This window comes from Bacillus sp. 41-22, assembly GCF_025809295.1.
GTDB lineage: Bacteria > Bacillota > Bacilli > Bacillales > Bacillaceae_G > Bacillus_A > Bacillus_A mycoides.
This window is the reverse complement of record NZ_CP084035.1, coordinates 2,419,517-2,437,477: the sequence shown is the minus strand read 5'-3', so window position 1 is coordinate 2,437,477 and position 17,961 is coordinate 2,419,517. Positions and strand designations below refer to the sequence as shown.

At 32.0% G+C, this 17,961-nt stretch carries 13 protein-coding genes; 8 read left to right on the top strand and 5 right to left on the bottom strand.

Annotation, left to right across the window (positions count from 1 at the left end; all coding sequences use genetic code 11):
- The first annotated feature begins 253 nt into the window (after positions 1 to 253).
- Together LCF45_RS12380 and LCF45_RS12375 are read left to right on the top strand one after the other, a co-directional pair.
- Complete coding sequence (locus tag LCF45_RS12380; RefSeq protein WP_002127485.1) at positions 254 to 823, top strand: hypothetical protein; 570 nt, start codon at positions 254 to 256, stop codon at positions 821 to 823.
- Positions 824 to 1,244: 421 nt separating this feature from the next.
- Positions 1,245 to 2,660, top strand: coding sequence for a phosphatidylinositol-specific phospholipase C (locus LCF45_RS12375; protein WP_263894858.1), 1,416 nt, complete (start codon positions 1,245 to 1,247; stop codon positions 2,658 to 2,660).
- Positions 2,661 to 2,813: 153 nt separating this feature from the next.
- Here the strand turns inward: LCF45_RS12375 and LCF45_RS12370 are convergent, their stop codons facing one another.
- Positions 2,814 to 4,190: a lytic polysaccharide monooxygenase gene (locus tag LCF45_RS12370; RefSeq protein ID WP_263894857.1), complete on the bottom strand. Its 1,377-nt coding sequence runs from the start codon at positions 4,188 to 4,190 to the stop codon at positions 2,814 to 2,816.
- A 289-nt stretch (positions 4,191 to 4,479) separates the two neighbouring features.
- Positions 4,480 to 5,055, bottom strand: a complete 576-nt coding sequence (locus LCF45_RS12365; protein WP_078203950.1) for a TetR/AcrR family transcriptional regulator — start codon at positions 5,053 to 5,055, stop codon at positions 4,480 to 4,482.
- A gap of 147 nt (positions 5,056 to 5,202) precedes the next feature.
- On the opposite strand from LCF45_RS12365, the gene LCF45_RS12360 reads away from it, so the two are divergent.
- Positions 5,203 to 6,330, top strand: coding sequence for an alpha/beta fold hydrolase (locus tag LCF45_RS12360; RefSeq protein WP_078203951.1), 1,128 nt, complete (start codon positions 5,203 to 5,205; stop codon positions 6,328 to 6,330).
- A 211-nt stretch (positions 6,331 to 6,541) separates the two neighbouring features.
- Here LCF45_RS12360 and LCF45_RS12355 read toward each other — a convergent pair whose 3' ends face one another.
- The gene (locus tag LCF45_RS12355; protein ID WP_373688956.1) at positions 6,542 to 6,769 is read right to left on the bottom strand and encodes a helix-turn-helix domain-containing protein; all 228 of its coding nucleotides are present in this window, start codon (positions 6,767 to 6,769) and stop codon (positions 6,542 to 6,544) included.
- Between the two features lie 1,068 nt (positions 6,770 to 7,837).
- On the opposite strand from LCF45_RS12355, the gene LCF45_RS12350 reads away from it, so the two are divergent.
- From LCF45_RS12350 to LCF45_RS12335, 4 genes are all read left to right on the top strand, one after another.
- Positions 7,838 to 8,881 (top strand): Fic family protein, encoded by a 1,044-nt coding sequence (locus tag LCF45_RS12350; protein ID WP_199627182.1) that lies wholly within the window; start codon positions 7,838 to 7,840, stop codon positions 8,879 to 8,881.
- Between the two features lie 850 nt (positions 8,882 to 9,731).
- A complete protein-coding gene (locus LCF45_RS12345) occupies positions 9,732 to 11,240 on the top strand; it encodes a spore germination protein (protein WP_263894856.1) in 1,509 nt (502 codons plus the stop codon).
- A complete protein-coding gene (locus tag LCF45_RS12340; RefSeq protein WP_078206833.1) occupies positions 11,227 to 12,330 on the top strand; it encodes a GerAB/ArcD/ProY family transporter in 1,104 nt (367 codons plus the stop codon). Before LCF45_RS12345 ends, LCF45_RS12340 begins: the two co-directional genes overlap by 14 nt.
- Complete coding sequence (locus LCF45_RS12335; RefSeq protein ID WP_078204201.1) at positions 12,327 to 13,454, top strand: Ger(x)C family spore germination protein; 1,128 nt, start codon at positions 12,327 to 12,329, stop codon at positions 13,452 to 13,454. Before LCF45_RS12340 ends, LCF45_RS12335 begins: the two co-directional genes overlap by 4 nt.
- Before the next feature lie 501 nt (positions 13,455 to 13,955).
- Here the strand turns inward: LCF45_RS12335 and LCF45_RS12330 are convergent.
- Together LCF45_RS12330 and LCF45_RS12325 are read right to left on the bottom strand one after the other, a co-directional pair.
- Positions 13,956 to 15,392, bottom strand: a complete 1,437-nt coding sequence (locus tag LCF45_RS12330; protein ID WP_078204200.1) for an MBL fold metallo-hydrolase — start codon at positions 15,390 to 15,392, stop codon at positions 13,956 to 13,958.
- Between the two features lie 66 nt (positions 15,393 to 15,458).
- Positions 15,459 to 16,658, bottom strand: a complete 1,200-nt coding sequence (locus LCF45_RS12325; RefSeq protein ID WP_016120229.1) for an NAD(P)/FAD-dependent oxidoreductase — start codon at positions 16,656 to 16,658, stop codon at positions 15,459 to 15,461.
- 511 nt (positions 16,659 to 17,169) lie between these two features.
- On the opposite strand from LCF45_RS12325, the gene LCF45_RS12320 reads away from it, so the two are divergent.
- Positions 17,170 to 17,436 (top strand): DUF5065 family protein, encoded by a 267-nt coding sequence (locus LCF45_RS12320; RefSeq protein WP_087944691.1) that lies wholly within the window; start codon positions 17,170 to 17,172, stop codon positions 17,434 to 17,436.
- The last annotated feature ends 525 nt before the right edge of the window (positions 17,437 to 17,961 follow it).

Below are 17,961 nucleotides of genomic sequence, written 5' to 3'. Positions count from 1 at the left end.
TTAAAACTTACAAAGAGAGAATTGAAACACTAAATTGCCTTATGAAAAGGTATTACTGTATTATTTATTAGAAAATTGAAAAAACATGTGTAGATAGCTATCATTGTAAGTGCATATATAATTAACTTTAATTTTCTGACATAATTTCACATAATTCTTAAACTATTTTTTTGCGTGCATTATGAAATAAAATATTGCCCCATGTCAGTCTTTAAAAAATTATATATCATAACTTTAAGGGAGGAAGAAAACTATGAAGATGAAAAGAAAAATCATGATGACGACAGCACTTGCAGCTACATTGGCTACAGGTGCACTACCAAGTACATCGGTGTTTGCTGCTGAAAAAGAGGCTCCTATCCAACAAGAAGAGACACAGATGAGTATTCAACCATTTGCACAAAATAATTTGGAAACAGCAGTTAAAGCTGCCTTAAATGGTCCAGAAGTTAAAAAAATTAAAGTATTTGAGCATGAATTTAATGTAAAACCAATTGAAGTAGTAAATTTAGGTGGCGGTAAAACATATGTTAAGGGACAAATTTCTCATCATTTAAGTTTTCGTCCAGATGATCAATTTTATTATGAGTTTACAGTGCAAGATGGAAAGGTAATAGATAAGCCTGTATTTAATATTGATAGAGGTGGTTGGACACCATTTACTGCTCCACTTTTATCAATTCTTGCTGCGTATAATGGGATTCCAGTAAATCCAAATGATTTAAATGCACTTGGTCAACAAATTGGGAAAGTTATAGATGGAAGCTGGGAACATGCAGCCCAATCTATCGCAACTGTAGTTAGTTTAAGTTTTAATGAATAGAATTTTTAAATTTTTATTAGCATTGTAGAGATCCACTTTTCCTAAGTAGCCTTGTTATAAGAAATTCTGAAACAGCTATAAATAGATTTTTACCACTCAGTCACATTATCTTGATTTGTTAACCACCTTATCATTCATTATATGTCACAAAATAGAAGTCTTTTTTAAGACTTCTGTTTTGTTTGTATACAGTACAGCGGAAAGTTTGTTTTTTACCTATCTATGCTTCAATTCTTTAAGAATCCGTTTGACTATTAGATACAATTTATTACAACAAACTATTAAAATCTCAAATAACTTCCTACCCTATTTTGATTTTTTCAAACACAAAAATTCATTACTTTAAGAATGAAAACAATAGATGTAGTAAAAAATCATCTTGTTTTATTATATCTATTGTTTAAAAGTCAGGAGAGATAAAATGAACAAAATAAAAATGAGGAATTTTTTTAAAATTAGTATCCTTACTTGTTTCACACTAGCAAGTTTAAGTACACCATCTACTATTTTTGCTGATAGTCATCCAGGTTATTCCTATGAATCCAATATAGGCTATCAAAACCCAGCATGGATGTCGAAAGTAGCAGATTCAACAAAATTGAGTGAAATATCTATTCCAGGGACTCACGGTACAATGGCTTTACATGGAGCAAGTTTTCTTGATGAAAATTTGACAAGAAATCAAACTATGAGTCTACCACAACAATTAAATTCCGGAATTCGATATGTAGATATGCGTGTTAAACGTGTAAAAGATTCTTTTGCAATGTACCATGGGATTGTAAATCAAAAAGCAATGTTTGAAGATGTATTAAAAGAGGCAATTCAATTTTTAAAAGATCATCCTACAGAAACAATTTTAATGCGCTTAAAAGAAGAAACTACTCCTGAAAGTGGCTCACTATCATTCGAGGAAATACTTAATAAATACAAAGACCTTAATTCTTCCTATTTTTGGGATCCGAGTTCTGTACCAACTTCAAAAAGAAATAATCCTACTCTAGGAGACATCCGAGGGAAAATTGTAATCTTACAAAACTTTACAGCCTCTCAGCAATATGGTATTAATTACGATAGCTTAAATATACAAGATACATTTGAAATTGAAAACGGACCCGACGGAATGTATGAAAAATGGAATGCGGTGAAAACCCACCTTCAAAATGCAAATAATAATTTTAATAATGATAAAATCTATCTTAACCATTTTAGTGGCACAGGTGGTGCTGCTGCATTATTAAATAATGTTTATCCTTGGTTTGTTGCAAGTGGTAAAGAGAGCAGAAATACTGATAGTAACCCCAAGATGATTCAAAAAGCTACAACTAATGCGTGGGAAGATTTCCCTCGTGATATAAATGGTCAAGTATTTTATGGTGGAATGAATACACTTGGAACTGAGTTCTTACAACAAGGTGGAATGAAACATACTGGTATCATTGCAGCTGATTTTCCTGGACCAGGTTTAATTGATAGTATCATTAAATTAAATGGTATACATTCGAATGAAAAAGAAATATTAATTTCGCAAATTTCTTCCGAATCTAGTCCTTTATCCGGTCAAAAAAATCGATCCAGTCAAAACTTTAAAATTGATAGTTTACCTGTAGGTACTAAGGAATTAAAATGGATTATTGAGCCTTCAGAAAAAGATCATCTTTCTACTATTTCTTTCAATGTAATGATTGATGTTTCCCTAGGTACAGATTCTATTCGTTGGAAAAATATTTCACATGGATCTAGGACTGAAGCTTATACGAATACTAAATATTATATTGCAAGCCCACTTGGTGCCACTAACAAATTTACAGTGAAAATATACGCTATTACAAATTAAAAAATAAAGAACCCCAATGGAATTCCTTTTTGATGGAATACCATTGGGGTTCTTTAATAATTTCATTTCGTATATATTGGGATGAAGAGTAAAAATTGCACCCCTGTTCCGGTATTGCACATAGAATAAGTGATAACTACCCTTTTCCACTTATCATTTATTTAAAACTGGCTTCCAAATCGATAGTGCAAAAATCCAATTTGGATCGCCGTTCCCTTGATAACTTTGAACCGCTTCATACACTTTTCCCTCATGTACTACTTTATCACCTTTATTGTATGCTTTTCTTGCATCCCATTTTTCATAAGTAGAGCCATCTAGTTTTGTTGCTACAGTTAAAACATCACTTCTACTAGACTCATTTCTAGCTAAATCAACCGCTGTCACTACATATTTGTACGATGTATTTGCCTTTAAATTTTTATCCACAAAGGATGTATTATCCGTTGTCCCAATTTTATTCATAACCCCTGCGTTTTCTCTATATACAACATAATGGTCAACATCTACATTATCTTCAGACGGACTCCACATCAAATCAACAGTTGTCGCTGTTGTACCCATACTATGTAATCCTTTAGGTTGAGTCGGAGCCTCTATATCTGGGATTGCATTTGTTGTCTTAACCTTTAGTTTTTCACTTTCTTTTGATATATTTCCAGCAGAGTCTAATGCCTTTATTGTATAGGTATATTCCGTATTTGCTTTTAGTTTTTTATCAATAAAAGTTGTACCTGGTACCGTATCAATTACTTCTCCATTGCGTAACACTTGATATTCTTTTACACCTATATTATCAGTAGAGGCCTTCCATGTTAGTTCAACACTATTGGCAGAAACTTTAGACGCATTTAATCCAGTTGGTTGACTTGGAGCTACTGTATCGGGAGCTTCATTATTTACTAGATTTACATCAATTACATTATAAAACGCATTTGACGTATCTGCTACATCCCATACAGCTAAAATAACATGATAACCATTGCGATCAGTTGGTACATTAATTGTATGTGTTAAATTATTTGATGCTGCCGAACCGTCATGTTTCACAGTTCCAATTGGTTCTAATTCAGCACGTGTTAATGGTTTATTAGGATCCCATCCCTTTTTGGTAATGTAATAATGCCATTTACTTGTAGAATGTGCCGCTGTGTATTTCCATGTAAATGTATTTGCTCCCCCCTTTATTGTGTTTTTGAACCAGCGATTTGATGTTTGTTGGTCAAGAATCCCTCCAAACAGTCCTCCTGCCGAAGCGATTTTCCCATCAATCGGTCCACCATCTGGGAATCCTTTAGGTGCTTCTAGACTTTGAGGTTCGTACATTACATTTCCACAATTTAAATTTAATGCTCCATAATTCTGACTACATAAAGCAGCACGACTACTCGGCTTTTCAACAAACCCATGTGCATATGCACTTTGAGGAATCATTGTAATTGCCGTCACCCCTGCAGCTAAAACACAAGCACCAATTCCTTTTTTACTTTTTCTTAATCTTTCTAACTTAGATGTTAATTTCAAATTCATACTTGTCCCCCCAATATATTGTTTATGCTAATATAATAGCAATATAGGGATAAACGAACAAATCACCTACTAATATATTAATAGTTCAATAACATAAACACATTTAGTTTATTTATTAACCTGATATGGGGATAAATTAAGCAAATTAATTCTATTTTGTAACATTATGTAGTAAAGAGTTTATAAAAAACCAATAAAGATTCACAAAAAATCCAAATATCGATTACTTAATTTTTTACAACCACACCCCCACACGATAACTACATTATTAAGCAGGTTTCATGATTTATTACATTCTCTCGCCACCTGACAAAATCAGATCAAAAACATATCCCTGCATATTATCGATTAGTTCAACCACATCTGGATTTTTATCGTTGCTCAGCGACCAATTGATTGACAACATTGCGTTTGCTGTATACAACTGAGCTACAAAGTCAATCGGCACACTTACTTCAACCTGCTGCTCTTTCAAATAGGAATAGCAGGCATTATATAAAATGGATTCTAATTCTAAACGTAAATCCGCTGAGGGAACACGTACATGGAGTAAAGTTGCAACCTCTTTTTTTCGCGCTGAGATCTTATCGGTTATCATATTAATAGCTTGAGCCACATTTCCATTCTCTATTAATGCGAAACGAAATTCAATTTCTTCCTTGAACCAGCAGACATAATTTTGCACTAATTTTTCCAAAAGATCATATTTATCTGCAAAATGGCTGTAAAATGTGGACTTACTCACCATAGCATGTATGCAAATATCTTTAGTTGTAATTCGCCCAAACTCTTTTTCGTTCAAGAGGGTAATAAGTGTATTAGAAATATTTTTCTTCGTTTTATAAACGCGAACATCCTCTCCCATTAATAATCAATCTCCTTCCCAAAGTTGCTTATCAAACCATTTATATCCTTATGGTTCGATTTCGTACTTCTTACCCTTTCCTGCTTGTTGTTTCTTTAATATACTTCTCTTATCCTTACCTTGTAGTCAAATATAAGGAGGAATTTTATGTTTAAACAGTATGTAAACAACGAACAGTTCAATTTGCAAATTAACCGTTTTTTCAACGATTTCTATCAAGACGATGAGCGGGCAAATCAGGATTTGCAAGCCATCATCCCAAGACTTACAGACACGGACAGCTGGTATAACACTTGGATAGAATATGCAGCAATGCGGGAGCATCAGAAAGACTTCGATCTAGCTTCGGTTTATTATCAGGCTGCCGAGTTTTATATGGAATCATCCGATCCAAAAAAAGAAAAAGTGTACCAAAAATACCGTGAAACCTTTTATAAGGGTTTTCATGACTTTGAGTATGAAACCTATCAAATTCCTTATGAGGATTCCTATCTTCCTGCAATCAAATTCATGACACCAGGCGCATGTAATACACTACTTTTCTTTGGAGGCTACGATTCCTACATGGAGGAAATGATGAAGATGATGAACTACCTCATAGGAATCAATTATAATATTATAGTTTTTGATGGACCTGGACAAGGAACAGCACTGAAAAACGGCTTAAAATTCATCCACAACTGGGAGAAGCCCGTTTCCACAGTCATTGACTATTTCAAACTTGACCGTGTTAGTATTCTCGGAGCTTCTTGGGGCGGCTACTTGGCAATGCGTGCCGCCGCTTTTGAAAAACGAATCGACAAAGTCATCGCCTTTAATATTTTTTATAGTGGCCTTGATGCACTCAAGATGCGCATGCCGGATAATATCTGGAATAAATTGACCACGCTTCTGGCTACTAATGAAGCTGACAAAATTAATACCATGTTTAAACAAATGATGGCCACCAGCATCGACCTGAACTGGAAAGTTAAAAAAGGTATGGAAAATACAGGTGAAAAAACGCCATTTAACTTACTTAAAAACTTTGAAAAACATACGATGGCAGGAATCGGTCAGTTCATAAATCAAGAAGTATTGCTCCTGGCTGGTGAAGACGATCAGTACGTTCCAATTAGCCGATTACCGCAAATCGAATCGGAGCTATGTAATGCAGCCTCCATCACTTCTGTAGTTTTCACTAAGAAAACTGGTGGTGAACAACATTGTCAGGCTGGTCATCGTCACTTAGCTTTTGATGAAATTAAAAGCTTTTTGCGACATAAATTATATTGAGAAATATGAAGCGTTTTAGCACTTTCAAAATTTTTCTTTTATTAGCACATTAGAACATGGTGACATTCTTGCCCTTCTTATAGTGTTCATGGTGACCATCGTGTCACTCCTCAAAAAGACTGATATTATTTTCATAAAAGAAATCCCCCACGTATTTGTGGGGGATTATTCTGCGTTTTACTTATAATGAAATATGTGAAGTTTTGTTTATTTACAAACCTAAAATACCAACAATCTGACTCGCCTTTAGATTAGTAATATAATAGTACATCTCTAAACCCTTTTTTTCAGCCTTTAGCACCTTCCCCCTCATTTTCGATAAATGTTGGGAAACAGTGGATTGTGGAATTTTTAAAAGCTTCGTCAATTGTGTAACATTACATTTTTTATACTGAATTAACTCGTTTATAATTATTATTACTAAATCTAACAAAAAAATTTGAGTAGCCCCCCTATTAACTGCACTAATTATAACTAGAGCTAGCCCTTTTCTTTAAATTCCTACTTTAACTAGACCATACGGAGTTAGTGATATGAGTTCGAAAATTTTTTCACCTTTTCTAAACAACTTATTATATTATTTTTATCTAATAAGGCACAGAAACAAATTAAAAAACTTTAGTGCTCCTGAAAATCTCTTGAGGAAAAACGTTTTTAGGGTGAAACGTTTTTCAGGGTACTTTTATACTGACTCTTTTCCTTAAAATGTTTCTGTACCTAATATTTAAATTAACTTATGTCAAAATATTTCGCAATACAAGCGCTAAATGCTACATGGATATATAGAAAATGACACTTTTTATGAGCATACCCCATCAAATACTTATATTAAATATAGAAAAGTCACCTTAATATTATTAAATTTGTTAAATTAAATAATGAAAATGGAGAATACTAACTTTATAATTGTCACAATTTAATTTATATATCTACTCTTTTATTACTCGTAAAAATCATTTGATAATTCCTTCAATATTAATTTATGAAATGCAGAGACCATCTAAAGCAACAATTTTCTTACATTAGATTGTTTTTCTATTTAATTTATTTTGTCGAAAAAAGTCGATATTTTCATATTTTTTTCATTTAATTATTGTACATTTGCACATTTAGTGTTAGGATTATGCCTATTCAAATTAGATCCTATTGATTCCTCTTTAAGATTTCTTTATTTTATTTGTGAAAATTAGTTACTTTCTAGTAAATTCCCAGCAATAATACAGCAAACTACACTAAGAATAATTCTAAAATTATATTTTCATCTCGTAAATTCATAAAAAGGAATTTAAGTCAAACTATATTTTCTATCTGTGTATATTCATTCTTTATTCAAACATGATTAATCATAAGTTCTAACTCTTTAATCAAATTTAAATAACAATTTTGATTCTAAAATAAGTTCAAAATCAAAATAAATATATTGTTATTTCAAAATAATGTTGTAAACTATCTTTAGAATGGAAAGATTTATGTAACAGCATGTTAAGGGGTTACAGGGGGAATAAAAATGAGAAATTTTTTCGATGACAAGTATAAAAATATTGAATTAAAAAGGAGACTATTAAATATAATCAGTGAAATTAGTGAATTAAAAGGAAAATTAGCTGCTTATCAGGAACAAAATCCTGATATATTTACTAGCTTAGAAAAAACCATACCACTTCATTACATAAAAAACTTTACTACTACCTATGAAGATATAAAAGTCCCAAATAAAAGATTAAAAGAACTTATTTTAGATGATATAGTACCTCAAAATATTTCGGAAGATGCTATCTTTTGTTTTTATCAAACACTTACTTTTATACATAAGAATTCCTATGATTTATTAATCAATCCAGAGACTATACAGGAATTACATTTTCAATTAATACATTACATTACCTCTGACAGTGCCAAATGGCGCGAAAAACCGTTTACTATTCCAGGTATTCCTGAAAACGGAATGCACTTAAATAGTTACCGCATTCTTCCACATGAGCTTATTCCACAAGTAATGGAACAATTATGTGATCAATATAACTCATTAAATTCTAGTAAGGGCCATCATTCACTTTTATTAATAGCTCGTTTTATATTTAATTTTTATTGCATAGTCCCTTTTAATCAGGGTAACGGCAGATTGGCACTTATGTTAATGCAATTGCTATTAATTAAGAGTGGAAATACATTTGTAAAATATGTATGTCTGGATAAATACATTAAGAAAAATGAATCTGAATATTACAATTCGATTTATAAATCTTCGGTAAATTGGTACTGCGAGGAACATAATAGTAGCTTTTGGTTAAAAACGTTTTTAACTATTATATTAGAGGCGTACAAAGATCTTCATAATACAGTTCTAGATTCTATATGTAAGCATACTAAAGTGGAGAGAATTCAGGATTTTATCCTTAAACAAAAACAACCCTTTACTAAGGAGTGTATTCGTAACACATATCCCGACATAGCAGAGAGTACAATCAGTAAGGCTTTAAATTCCTTGCAATTGTTTGGCCATATTAAGCTAGTGACAAAAGGAAGAAATGCTAGTTGGATTAAAGTTTAACTATACTTGTAAAACACTTACAGTTCAAAAAAGAAAATTATAACTTTATCATTTAAATTCATGCCTTTGGACTCTTATTCATTGAATTTCACTTTAATATATTAAGCTATTATTACTAATTTAGTTATTTCTAATTCCTACAAAACACAAAACGGTTTATAGGAATATTTGTCGAAAAAAGTCGCATTTTAATATTTTTTCTTTATTTTCTGGTTGTAAACGTTTCATTTTCGTGTTACCATCTTAATCAAACAATAGATGGTAATAAAAATGAAAATATTTCTTTCCCTTAGAAACATATAAACGTACGGTCATATCAAGAAAATAAGGCCAAAGAAATATTTGATACCTATCCAAATTACCAATAGGAATTTTGCCGCATTAACTTTCTGTTATTTCAGAATAAAACTTCACATTTTGTCCCTAAACAAAATTTGTTAGCGTGCAAAATTCAAATACACTAAAACACCCAAATAAATGAAATGTCCTTTTTTATTGAGCATTGAGGTATGAAAAAATAATTCTTCCTACAAAATTCAGCTGAGTAACATAAAGACATCTAAATTACTACCTTTATCGCCATCTATTGTTGACAACATATTTACCAACTATTAAAAAGAACCTATCAAGGGTTCTTTTTTATTATAATCATTCAAATTTCACTTCTATCTTGATACTTAGATTTCTACACAAATTACATCTACTTTTTTACTCTCAATTATTGAATTTATAATATAGTACTTCAATTTTAGTTATTCTTGATCTCAATCCGTTTAAATTAGTGAATAAAATTCAAACATATAAAAATAATAACTACAACTAATCGTTATATATTAAAGAGGTGTCAATTTTGTCCTTAAATGAAAAGACCCTAGAAACAAAGACAGATAAAACCATTAAAAAAATCCAAACAAGTAACTTAAAAGAACTTAAAAATACATTAGATAACATCTTTGATATTAGTGCAGATTTGATTGAACATCCTTTGCAATTAAAAACAAACACGAATATTTTACTATATTATTTTGAAGGCCTTACAGATGGTGTTGCATTAAAAGGAAATGTTGTTACACCATTATTACAAGAAGTGAATGAAGACAGTCAAATATTTAATTCTAATATTATTGCTACTCATACCAAAATAGTATATACGTGGAATGAAATTAAAGAAGGATTACTTGAGGGACAATGTGTACTGTTTATGGAAGGAGAAAAGAGGTCCCTTCTAATAAATACAAAAGGCTGGGCAGAAAGAGCGATTCAAGAACCTATTTCAGAAGTTACTATTAAAGGCTCACATGATGGGTTTATTGAGAATGCCACAAAAAACATAGGCTTAATTCGTCGATATATTCCTTCTACTGAATTGAAAATTAAAAAAATGACAATTGGAGAACGCGCCACTTCTTTAGTCTATCTAATTTACTTAGGGGATGTAGCAAACGAAGATGTGGTCCAAGAAATAGAAACTAGAATCTGTAAAATTAAAACGGATGCGGTATTGAGCATTGGAGAACTATCTAATTTTACAAAGGATCAAAATTGGACTCCTTTTCCACAGGCTTATTTAAGTGAACGCCCAGATGCCATTTCTAATCATATACTTGATGGAAAAGTAGCAGTGTTAATTGATAGATCTCCTGGTGCGATGATTGTCCCAATGAATTTAATTGGATTTTTTCAGACTCCAGATGATTATAATATACATTGGCTCATTGCATCATTTTTTCGCTTATTACGATTTGCAGGATTTATTATAGCTATTTTTTTACCCGCAATTTATATTGCTATAGTCTCTTTTCACTTTGAAATCATTCCTTTAGATCTATACACTTCTATTGCAACGTCAAGAGTTAAAGTCCCTTTCTCTCCTTTATTGGAAGCTTTTATAATGGAAATCACACTAGAAATGCTACGTGAAGCTGGTATTCGCTTACCACAACCAATTGGACAAACAATTGGAATTGTTGGAGGGATTGTAATTGGGCAGGCGGCTGTTCAAGCTGGTCTTGTGAGTAACGTTATGGTTATTATCGTATCTATTACCGCCATTGCATCATTTATTGTTTCTAATTATGATTTATCAAGTTGTATTCGGCTTATTCGTTTTCCAATGATGTTATTAGCCTATTTTTATGGGATTGTAGGTATTGTTAGTGGATTAATGCTCTTATTTGCTCATTTTGTTTCATTAACTTCCTATGGTTCACCATATGGATTGCCAATTGCACCATTTCGTCTCCAAGAGTTAAAAGATTCTTTTGTAAGATTTCCTATTTCCATGATCACCACCCGCTCGAGTACAGGACAGCCGGAACAAAAAAAGAAAAAAGAAGGTGGTTCGCATGGGGAATCTTAAATTTCAAAACATAACTTTATTTGAATTTATTGTTTTCATCCATTCACTGCAACTTGCATCAGGTATGTTAATTATGCCAAGCCCACTTGCTACTACCGCTGGCACAGATGGCTGGATTTCTATCATTCTGGGATGGATGGTTACTTCTATAATTGGCGTATTTATTGTATTAATGTTACAAAAAAGTCCTAGCAAAAATTTCTCACAGATTTTAAAAACATACTTTGGTAAATGGCTAGGAACAATTTTTCTTCTTTTATATGCCTTTTATCTATTTTTTGCTGGTTTTAATACTTTATTAAAGGCAACTGACATTATAAAAGTGTGGATATTCCCTTCCACTCCTGCTTATCAAATCGCCATATTATTACTATTGCCTTTTATTATTTTAGCCCTGAGTGGGTTAAGGGCTCTTACTAGTTATTCTATGCTTGTTTTCTTCTTCACTACTTGGATGCCACTATTTCTTCTTTTTTCACTAAAGAGTAACTACAATCCTTTACACCTACTACCTATTTTTAAAGATGGCTTATACCCTATTGTAAAGGCAACAAAAGAAACCATTACTCCTTATGCGGGCTTAGAAATTGCATATTTTATTTATCCGTTCTTACAAAAAAAACAAAAAGCCATAAAAGGAATACTAATAGCGAATACTGGAACCATGTTTTTCTATCTATATGTGACTATTCTTTCTTATATATACTTTAGTCCGGAGGGGATAAAAGACGTAATTTGGCCAGTATTTCATCTGTTAAAAGGAGTTCGTTTTTCTTTCATAGAACGATTAGAAATTTTATATATCGCTTACTATTTGATTGTATTTTCCACTACAATATATCCGTATTTATTTTTCAGTTTCGAATCTGTGACCATTTTATTTCAAAAAACCGTTCGCAATTGGGTGCTGGTTGGTTTTATGCTTTTAATAGTCGGCTTATTCGTTTTTCTAAATCCCGATGTGGATCAATATTTGTTTATATATTCTCTTATGGATATCTTAAATATCATTTTTTTTATTCTATTACCAATCTTTTTTTTCGCATACAGCATTCTTTTCACTTGGTTAACTAGGAGGAAACAACTTTGATTCGAAAATGGATATGGATTGTAACTTGTTGTGTATGTTTAATCGGTTGTAGTCAAAGAATCCCTCTTGAACAGGTTTCATTAATCCTGTTAATCGCCTTAGATAGAACTTCTAATGGAGACATAAAAGTGGGCACAAGCATACCACTCTTTCATCATAAACAGCAAAGAAGTACTATAGAGCAATGGGCGCGAGCATCCACTGTATATAATGGATTCAGTAAAATAGATACGAAGTTAACGGGCTATATGACAGCCTCAAAAGCTGAAATCATTTTAATTGGGGAAAAATTGGCCCAAGAAGCAAATTGGATGCAGGAGCTTGATTCTTCTTACCGTGATCCTTACGCTACCATTAATGCTAAAGTAGTACTTGTTGATGGACCTGTAGAAGAAATTTTCACAATTAATAAGCCCGATAAACCATCACTACCATCTTACATAAGTAGTGTAATCGAATCCTCCATTCAAAATAATCAATCCGTTTCTTCCACGATTCAACAATTAATGAGAGAAAAAAATGAAGAAGGAATGACACAAGCTGTTCCAGTTATAAAAAAAACAAAGAATGAAATCGACACGGTAGGAATTGCACTTTTAGATCGACAAGGTAAATATTTAAGCCGTATCCCTAAAAAAAATGTTAAGTTTTTCAATCTTTTAAATAAGCCCAAAAATAAAGGCCGGATGATACTACACCTTGTGCTTCCACCTAAAAAATCCAGCCAAAAACCAAACACTTCTATATTAATACAGAATGCGACTAGGAAAATAGATGTTAATTTTCAAAAAGGAAAGTTTGTATTTAATTTCGATATAAACGCTAATGTAGCTGTAATAGAAAAAACTAACGCACATTTAATTAAGGAGCATTATGATAATAAAAAAAACATACATAATTTAGAAAATGAGGTTCAAAAAGAAATTAATAAGAAATTACAAAATATGTTGTATGAATTACAAAAGAATAAAATTGATCCTATCGGATTATCGTTATATGCTAGAGCTTTTCAATATAACGAGTGGAAAAAACTAAAAGGAGATTGGTTGCAAGCGTTAGCAGAGGCTAAAATAACTGTAAAAACACACGTCAAAATAAAAGATACTGGGACCATTAGAAATTAGATTAGCCTATTCTTTTATTTGACAGCATTTCTCAGTCGAATTTCCCTTCCTCAATAATTATGATATAAAAGACACTAATTCAAAGAAAAATCTTTCGGTTAAATGCTAACCAATAGATTTTTCTTTTTTCTCTAACCAGTTCTTTTAAAAGGGCAACAATTTAACTACGGTAATCAAGTACAAGTTTCTAATTTAAGGAATTTCAGAACTTATAACTCTATTGCAGTAAACATGCCAGATACCATTATCAAAGCCAAAATTCCTAAGTTAAGGGGTTTCGGCTTTTTGAGTTCGTTCGAATATCTTAGTTTTAGTTTTATGTACTTTGATAGAATAGATACACATCAGCATATTTGTGCTTAATTTTATCGTTTAATGCGGCTTTAATAAATCATTTTTAGTTTATATATCCCATACTGATAACAATTGAATTTTATTATTTATCCCCTTAGATTATTTCAAATGATTCTATTTTCTTTCATTTGACTCTTTTGATATATTTCAAATTTCTTGATTACATGTTGTATAGGGGAGCCCTTCTTTTTTCCACGTAAGAAATCCTCCCTTTAAATTAACTACTTTCTTTATATCAGCTTTTTGTAAAATGCTAGCTGCTATAGCGGAACGTAACCCCGTTCGACATTGTAAAACTATTGGACAATTTTTCGGTACATCATCTAGCCGTTCAAGTAGATTACCTAAAGTGATATGTATTGCATCATGAAGATGTCCTTCATCCCACTCTTTTTTACTACGCACATCGATAACCTTTACACTTCCATCTTTTATTAACGGATATAATTCATTTGATGTTTTTTCCTTATAAATCTCTAAACTATGGAATCTTTGAATTACCTTTGAAGGTGCAAAAGCAATAATATTATCTAAGCCAATGGACTCAAAGTCTCTAATAACTTCCTCCACTTTAACATTTTCCGCATCTAAAATTATTAAAGTTTCTTTTTTATAATCTAATATCCCCCCACACCAAGTTGTGAAAGAATTGTTATAAGGTATGTTAATTGACTTCTCGATGTGGCCAGCAGCAAAACACTCTACATCCCTTATATCAACTATTTGCTGAACACCCCTCATCACTTCTTGAAGTTCTTCTACTATATAAATAGCAGTAATCTCTCTCTTCTTACGAGTTGGTGGACCATACTTATTTAAATGCTTCATTAATGGAAAATACTTTGGAGGCTCTGGCTGTCCCGTCAATAAATTCGATATAAAATTATCTTCATCATTACATTGAAACGCCCAATTAAACATCTTTTCATAACCTAATGTGGAAGTTGGAATTGCTCCTAATGCTTTTCCACATGCACTTCCTGCACCATGTGATGGCCATATTTGCAAATAATCGGGGAGTATTTTTATTTTTTGTATAGAATCAAATAATTGTTTCGCTCCTATTTTTGCGGTATCTTTAATACCAACAGCAATTTCTAATAAATCGGGTCTACCTATATCTCCTACAAATATAAAATCACCTGTGAATATTCCTATCGGCTTATCATTCATATAATTATTTTGACTTGTATCGGTTACTAAAAAGGAAATACTTTCAGGCGTATGCCCTGGGGTATGAATGACATTGAATTTTATATGACCAACCTTAAACTCTGTTCCCTCTCTAACCAAATTGTATCGGCCATCGTTAAGATATTGATATTTCCAATCACTATCTCCTTCATCAGATACATATAAATTTACATTATAAAGATGGGAAAGTTCTCTAGACCCAGAAAGAAAATCTGCATGAATATGAGTCTCAGCCGCAGCAATTACTTCCATCCCTTCTTTCTTAGCAAATTCTATATATTGTTCTATATACCGACCTGGATCAATTACAATTGCTACGCCTTCCTTCTGACAACCAACTAAATAGGAAGCATGAGCTAATTTTTCATCATAAAAATATTTTAAAAGCATAGCTATTCCCTCCAAATGCTTATTTCAAATTACTTCTCGGTTGTTACAACAACTCTCTATCTTTCCTTATAGAATCCCTTTCAACATTAAATTCCAATACATATAGGGCAACATATACCTTTTAAGTAAAAACATACTATACCGTTCTTTCGCTTGATTAAACGGAAACGTTTCTTGAGGCTCATGTTCATAGTTAAATTCAGCGAGTATAAGACTTTTATATCCTGTAACAATCGGACAGGATGTATACCCATCATAATTAGCCTGCAAGTCTCTTCCATTAAGTACGTCCAAAATATTTTGTTTTAAGACAGGTATTTGTTTTCGAATTGCCGCTCCAGTTTTAGATGTAGGTAAATTGGTACAATCTCCAAGTCCAAAAATATTCTTATATTTTACATGCTGCAAAGTATAAGGACTTATATCTACCCACCCCTGATGATCACTTATCTCACTTTCTTTAATAAAGTTAGGTGGCCCCATTGGTGGAACAACATGTATCATACTATATGGTACTGTTTCTCGTTTCAGTGTTTGCGTATCTTCAAAAATTGCTTCTCTCTTTTCAGCGATAATTTCTACTAAGTTTTTATTATAGTTCGTTATAATTTGCTTTCTTTCTAGTACTTGTTCTAATGTTTCAGCATAACGCGGTACCTGAAATATGTTAGCGTTCGCAGAATAAAACATTACTTCACTTCTGTTTTTCAAACCGCCATTACAAAAATACTCTTCTGCTAAATACATAATTTTTTGTGGGGCGCCACCACATTTAATAGGAGTATTGGGGTGGGTAAAAATCGCATTTCCTCCTTTGAATTTTTCAATTTCTCTCCAAGTAGAATCAACATATTTATAAGAATAATTGCTACAAACCCCATTAGTCCCAATAGACTCCTTTAAGCCTTTAATACCACCCCAATTTATTTGTATACCGGCTGCTACAATAAGAATCTCATATTCAAGTAGCATTCCATCATCTAAAAGTATCTTATTTTGATCTGGAAACAACTTAACAACACTTTTAGGAATCCACGTTGCTCCTTTTGGAATAAGTGATTCTTGATCACGCATCGTACATTCCTTTGAAACAATTCCTCCCCCAACTAAACTCCATAGTGGTTGGAAGTAATGTTTTTTAGATGAATCGATAATAGCTATACTTTCTTTCAATAGGGATACATTTCGCAACAAATGTGCAGTAGAAGATAGTCCTGCAGTCCCAGCGCCAATCACAATAATTTTATAATTATCTCTGGTCTTCATTATCCTCTTCCTATCTGAATTTAATTTTTAAGTTAACTAATTATTAGCCTTATTTCATCGTAGTAACAATATTATAAGATAAAAATACTATTATTTTATCTTATTAAAACGAATATTCTGTTAACTTTATCCGTCGACATTACTATATGCGTAAATCCCTTATGTTACTTCTTTAATTTGTTTCAAACTCTACAAACTTTACATTTCTCAATATTAGCCTGTATCCTATCTCACTTTAATGACATTACACTTCTATAGATAATGAAATGCAAGTTTCTTTGGTATGGTTTGTCCATCCTCCTTTTCAGGAGATAGACAAAAACAATCTTATTCCAATAGCTATATTACCTATTCTTTTTTGAATCTTTGTTATAAATATCTATACATGCATTTGAGAACGTCTTTGTTGTTTTTCCAGTCCCTCAATAATGTGAGAATTGCTATTACCATATTTCCCGTAGCCTTTGATTTATAGGGAGCTGAAAATAGTACATACCAACCCGACTGGAATATTGAACACCTCATAACAGGAGATACTTTCTACTTAACTCAACGTTTTGGTAGAGCGCATTTTGGTGCCAAAATGAAGATTTTCAAGGTTCACCCTGACGGTACTTTACAACGCTTTATTACAATTGAACCAGAATTTATTACTACGCCTAAAGGGTTAGAAATTTGGAGAACACCAATTACAAATGTATATACTAAAGGGACATATATTGCAGTAATTAAGTATAACGGAGAATTTACCTACTCAAATCATTTTCAAATTAATTAACTCTTTCCTACTCAGTAGCTAGAATTGATTAATTAGGTAGCTATGAAGAATTAAGATCTTAACCAGCTTCAATTTGATTTTAACTTTTTTAATATAAACACATTTTACTTTTAATAGAAGTAAGTTAACTATTATATCCACCTACTCTTCGTATGCAATATTGCATACGAAGGGCCTTAAATATTTTGGTATACTATGCATGTGGATTTTTCATCCAAAATTCCACTCAAACGCATATTTATGTATATGCCGCCCCTAATTGCTAAAAGTGAGAAGAATGTTATTCATTCTTCTCACTTTTTTTATTTAAAATGTGTGCTTGTACTTAGGTCTTTAGATATTTTACATTTTGAATCTTAATACTAATCCACATATGTGAATTTCCTTATAAAAATAAACTCCAAAATAGAATTAATCTTCCAAATTCCACCTATGGAGTCAGTTGTTTTCTAAAAAACATTCCAGCGTTTTTATCAATCGATTTTAGAATAGTCAAATAATAATACCATATACAAGCTCTGCATA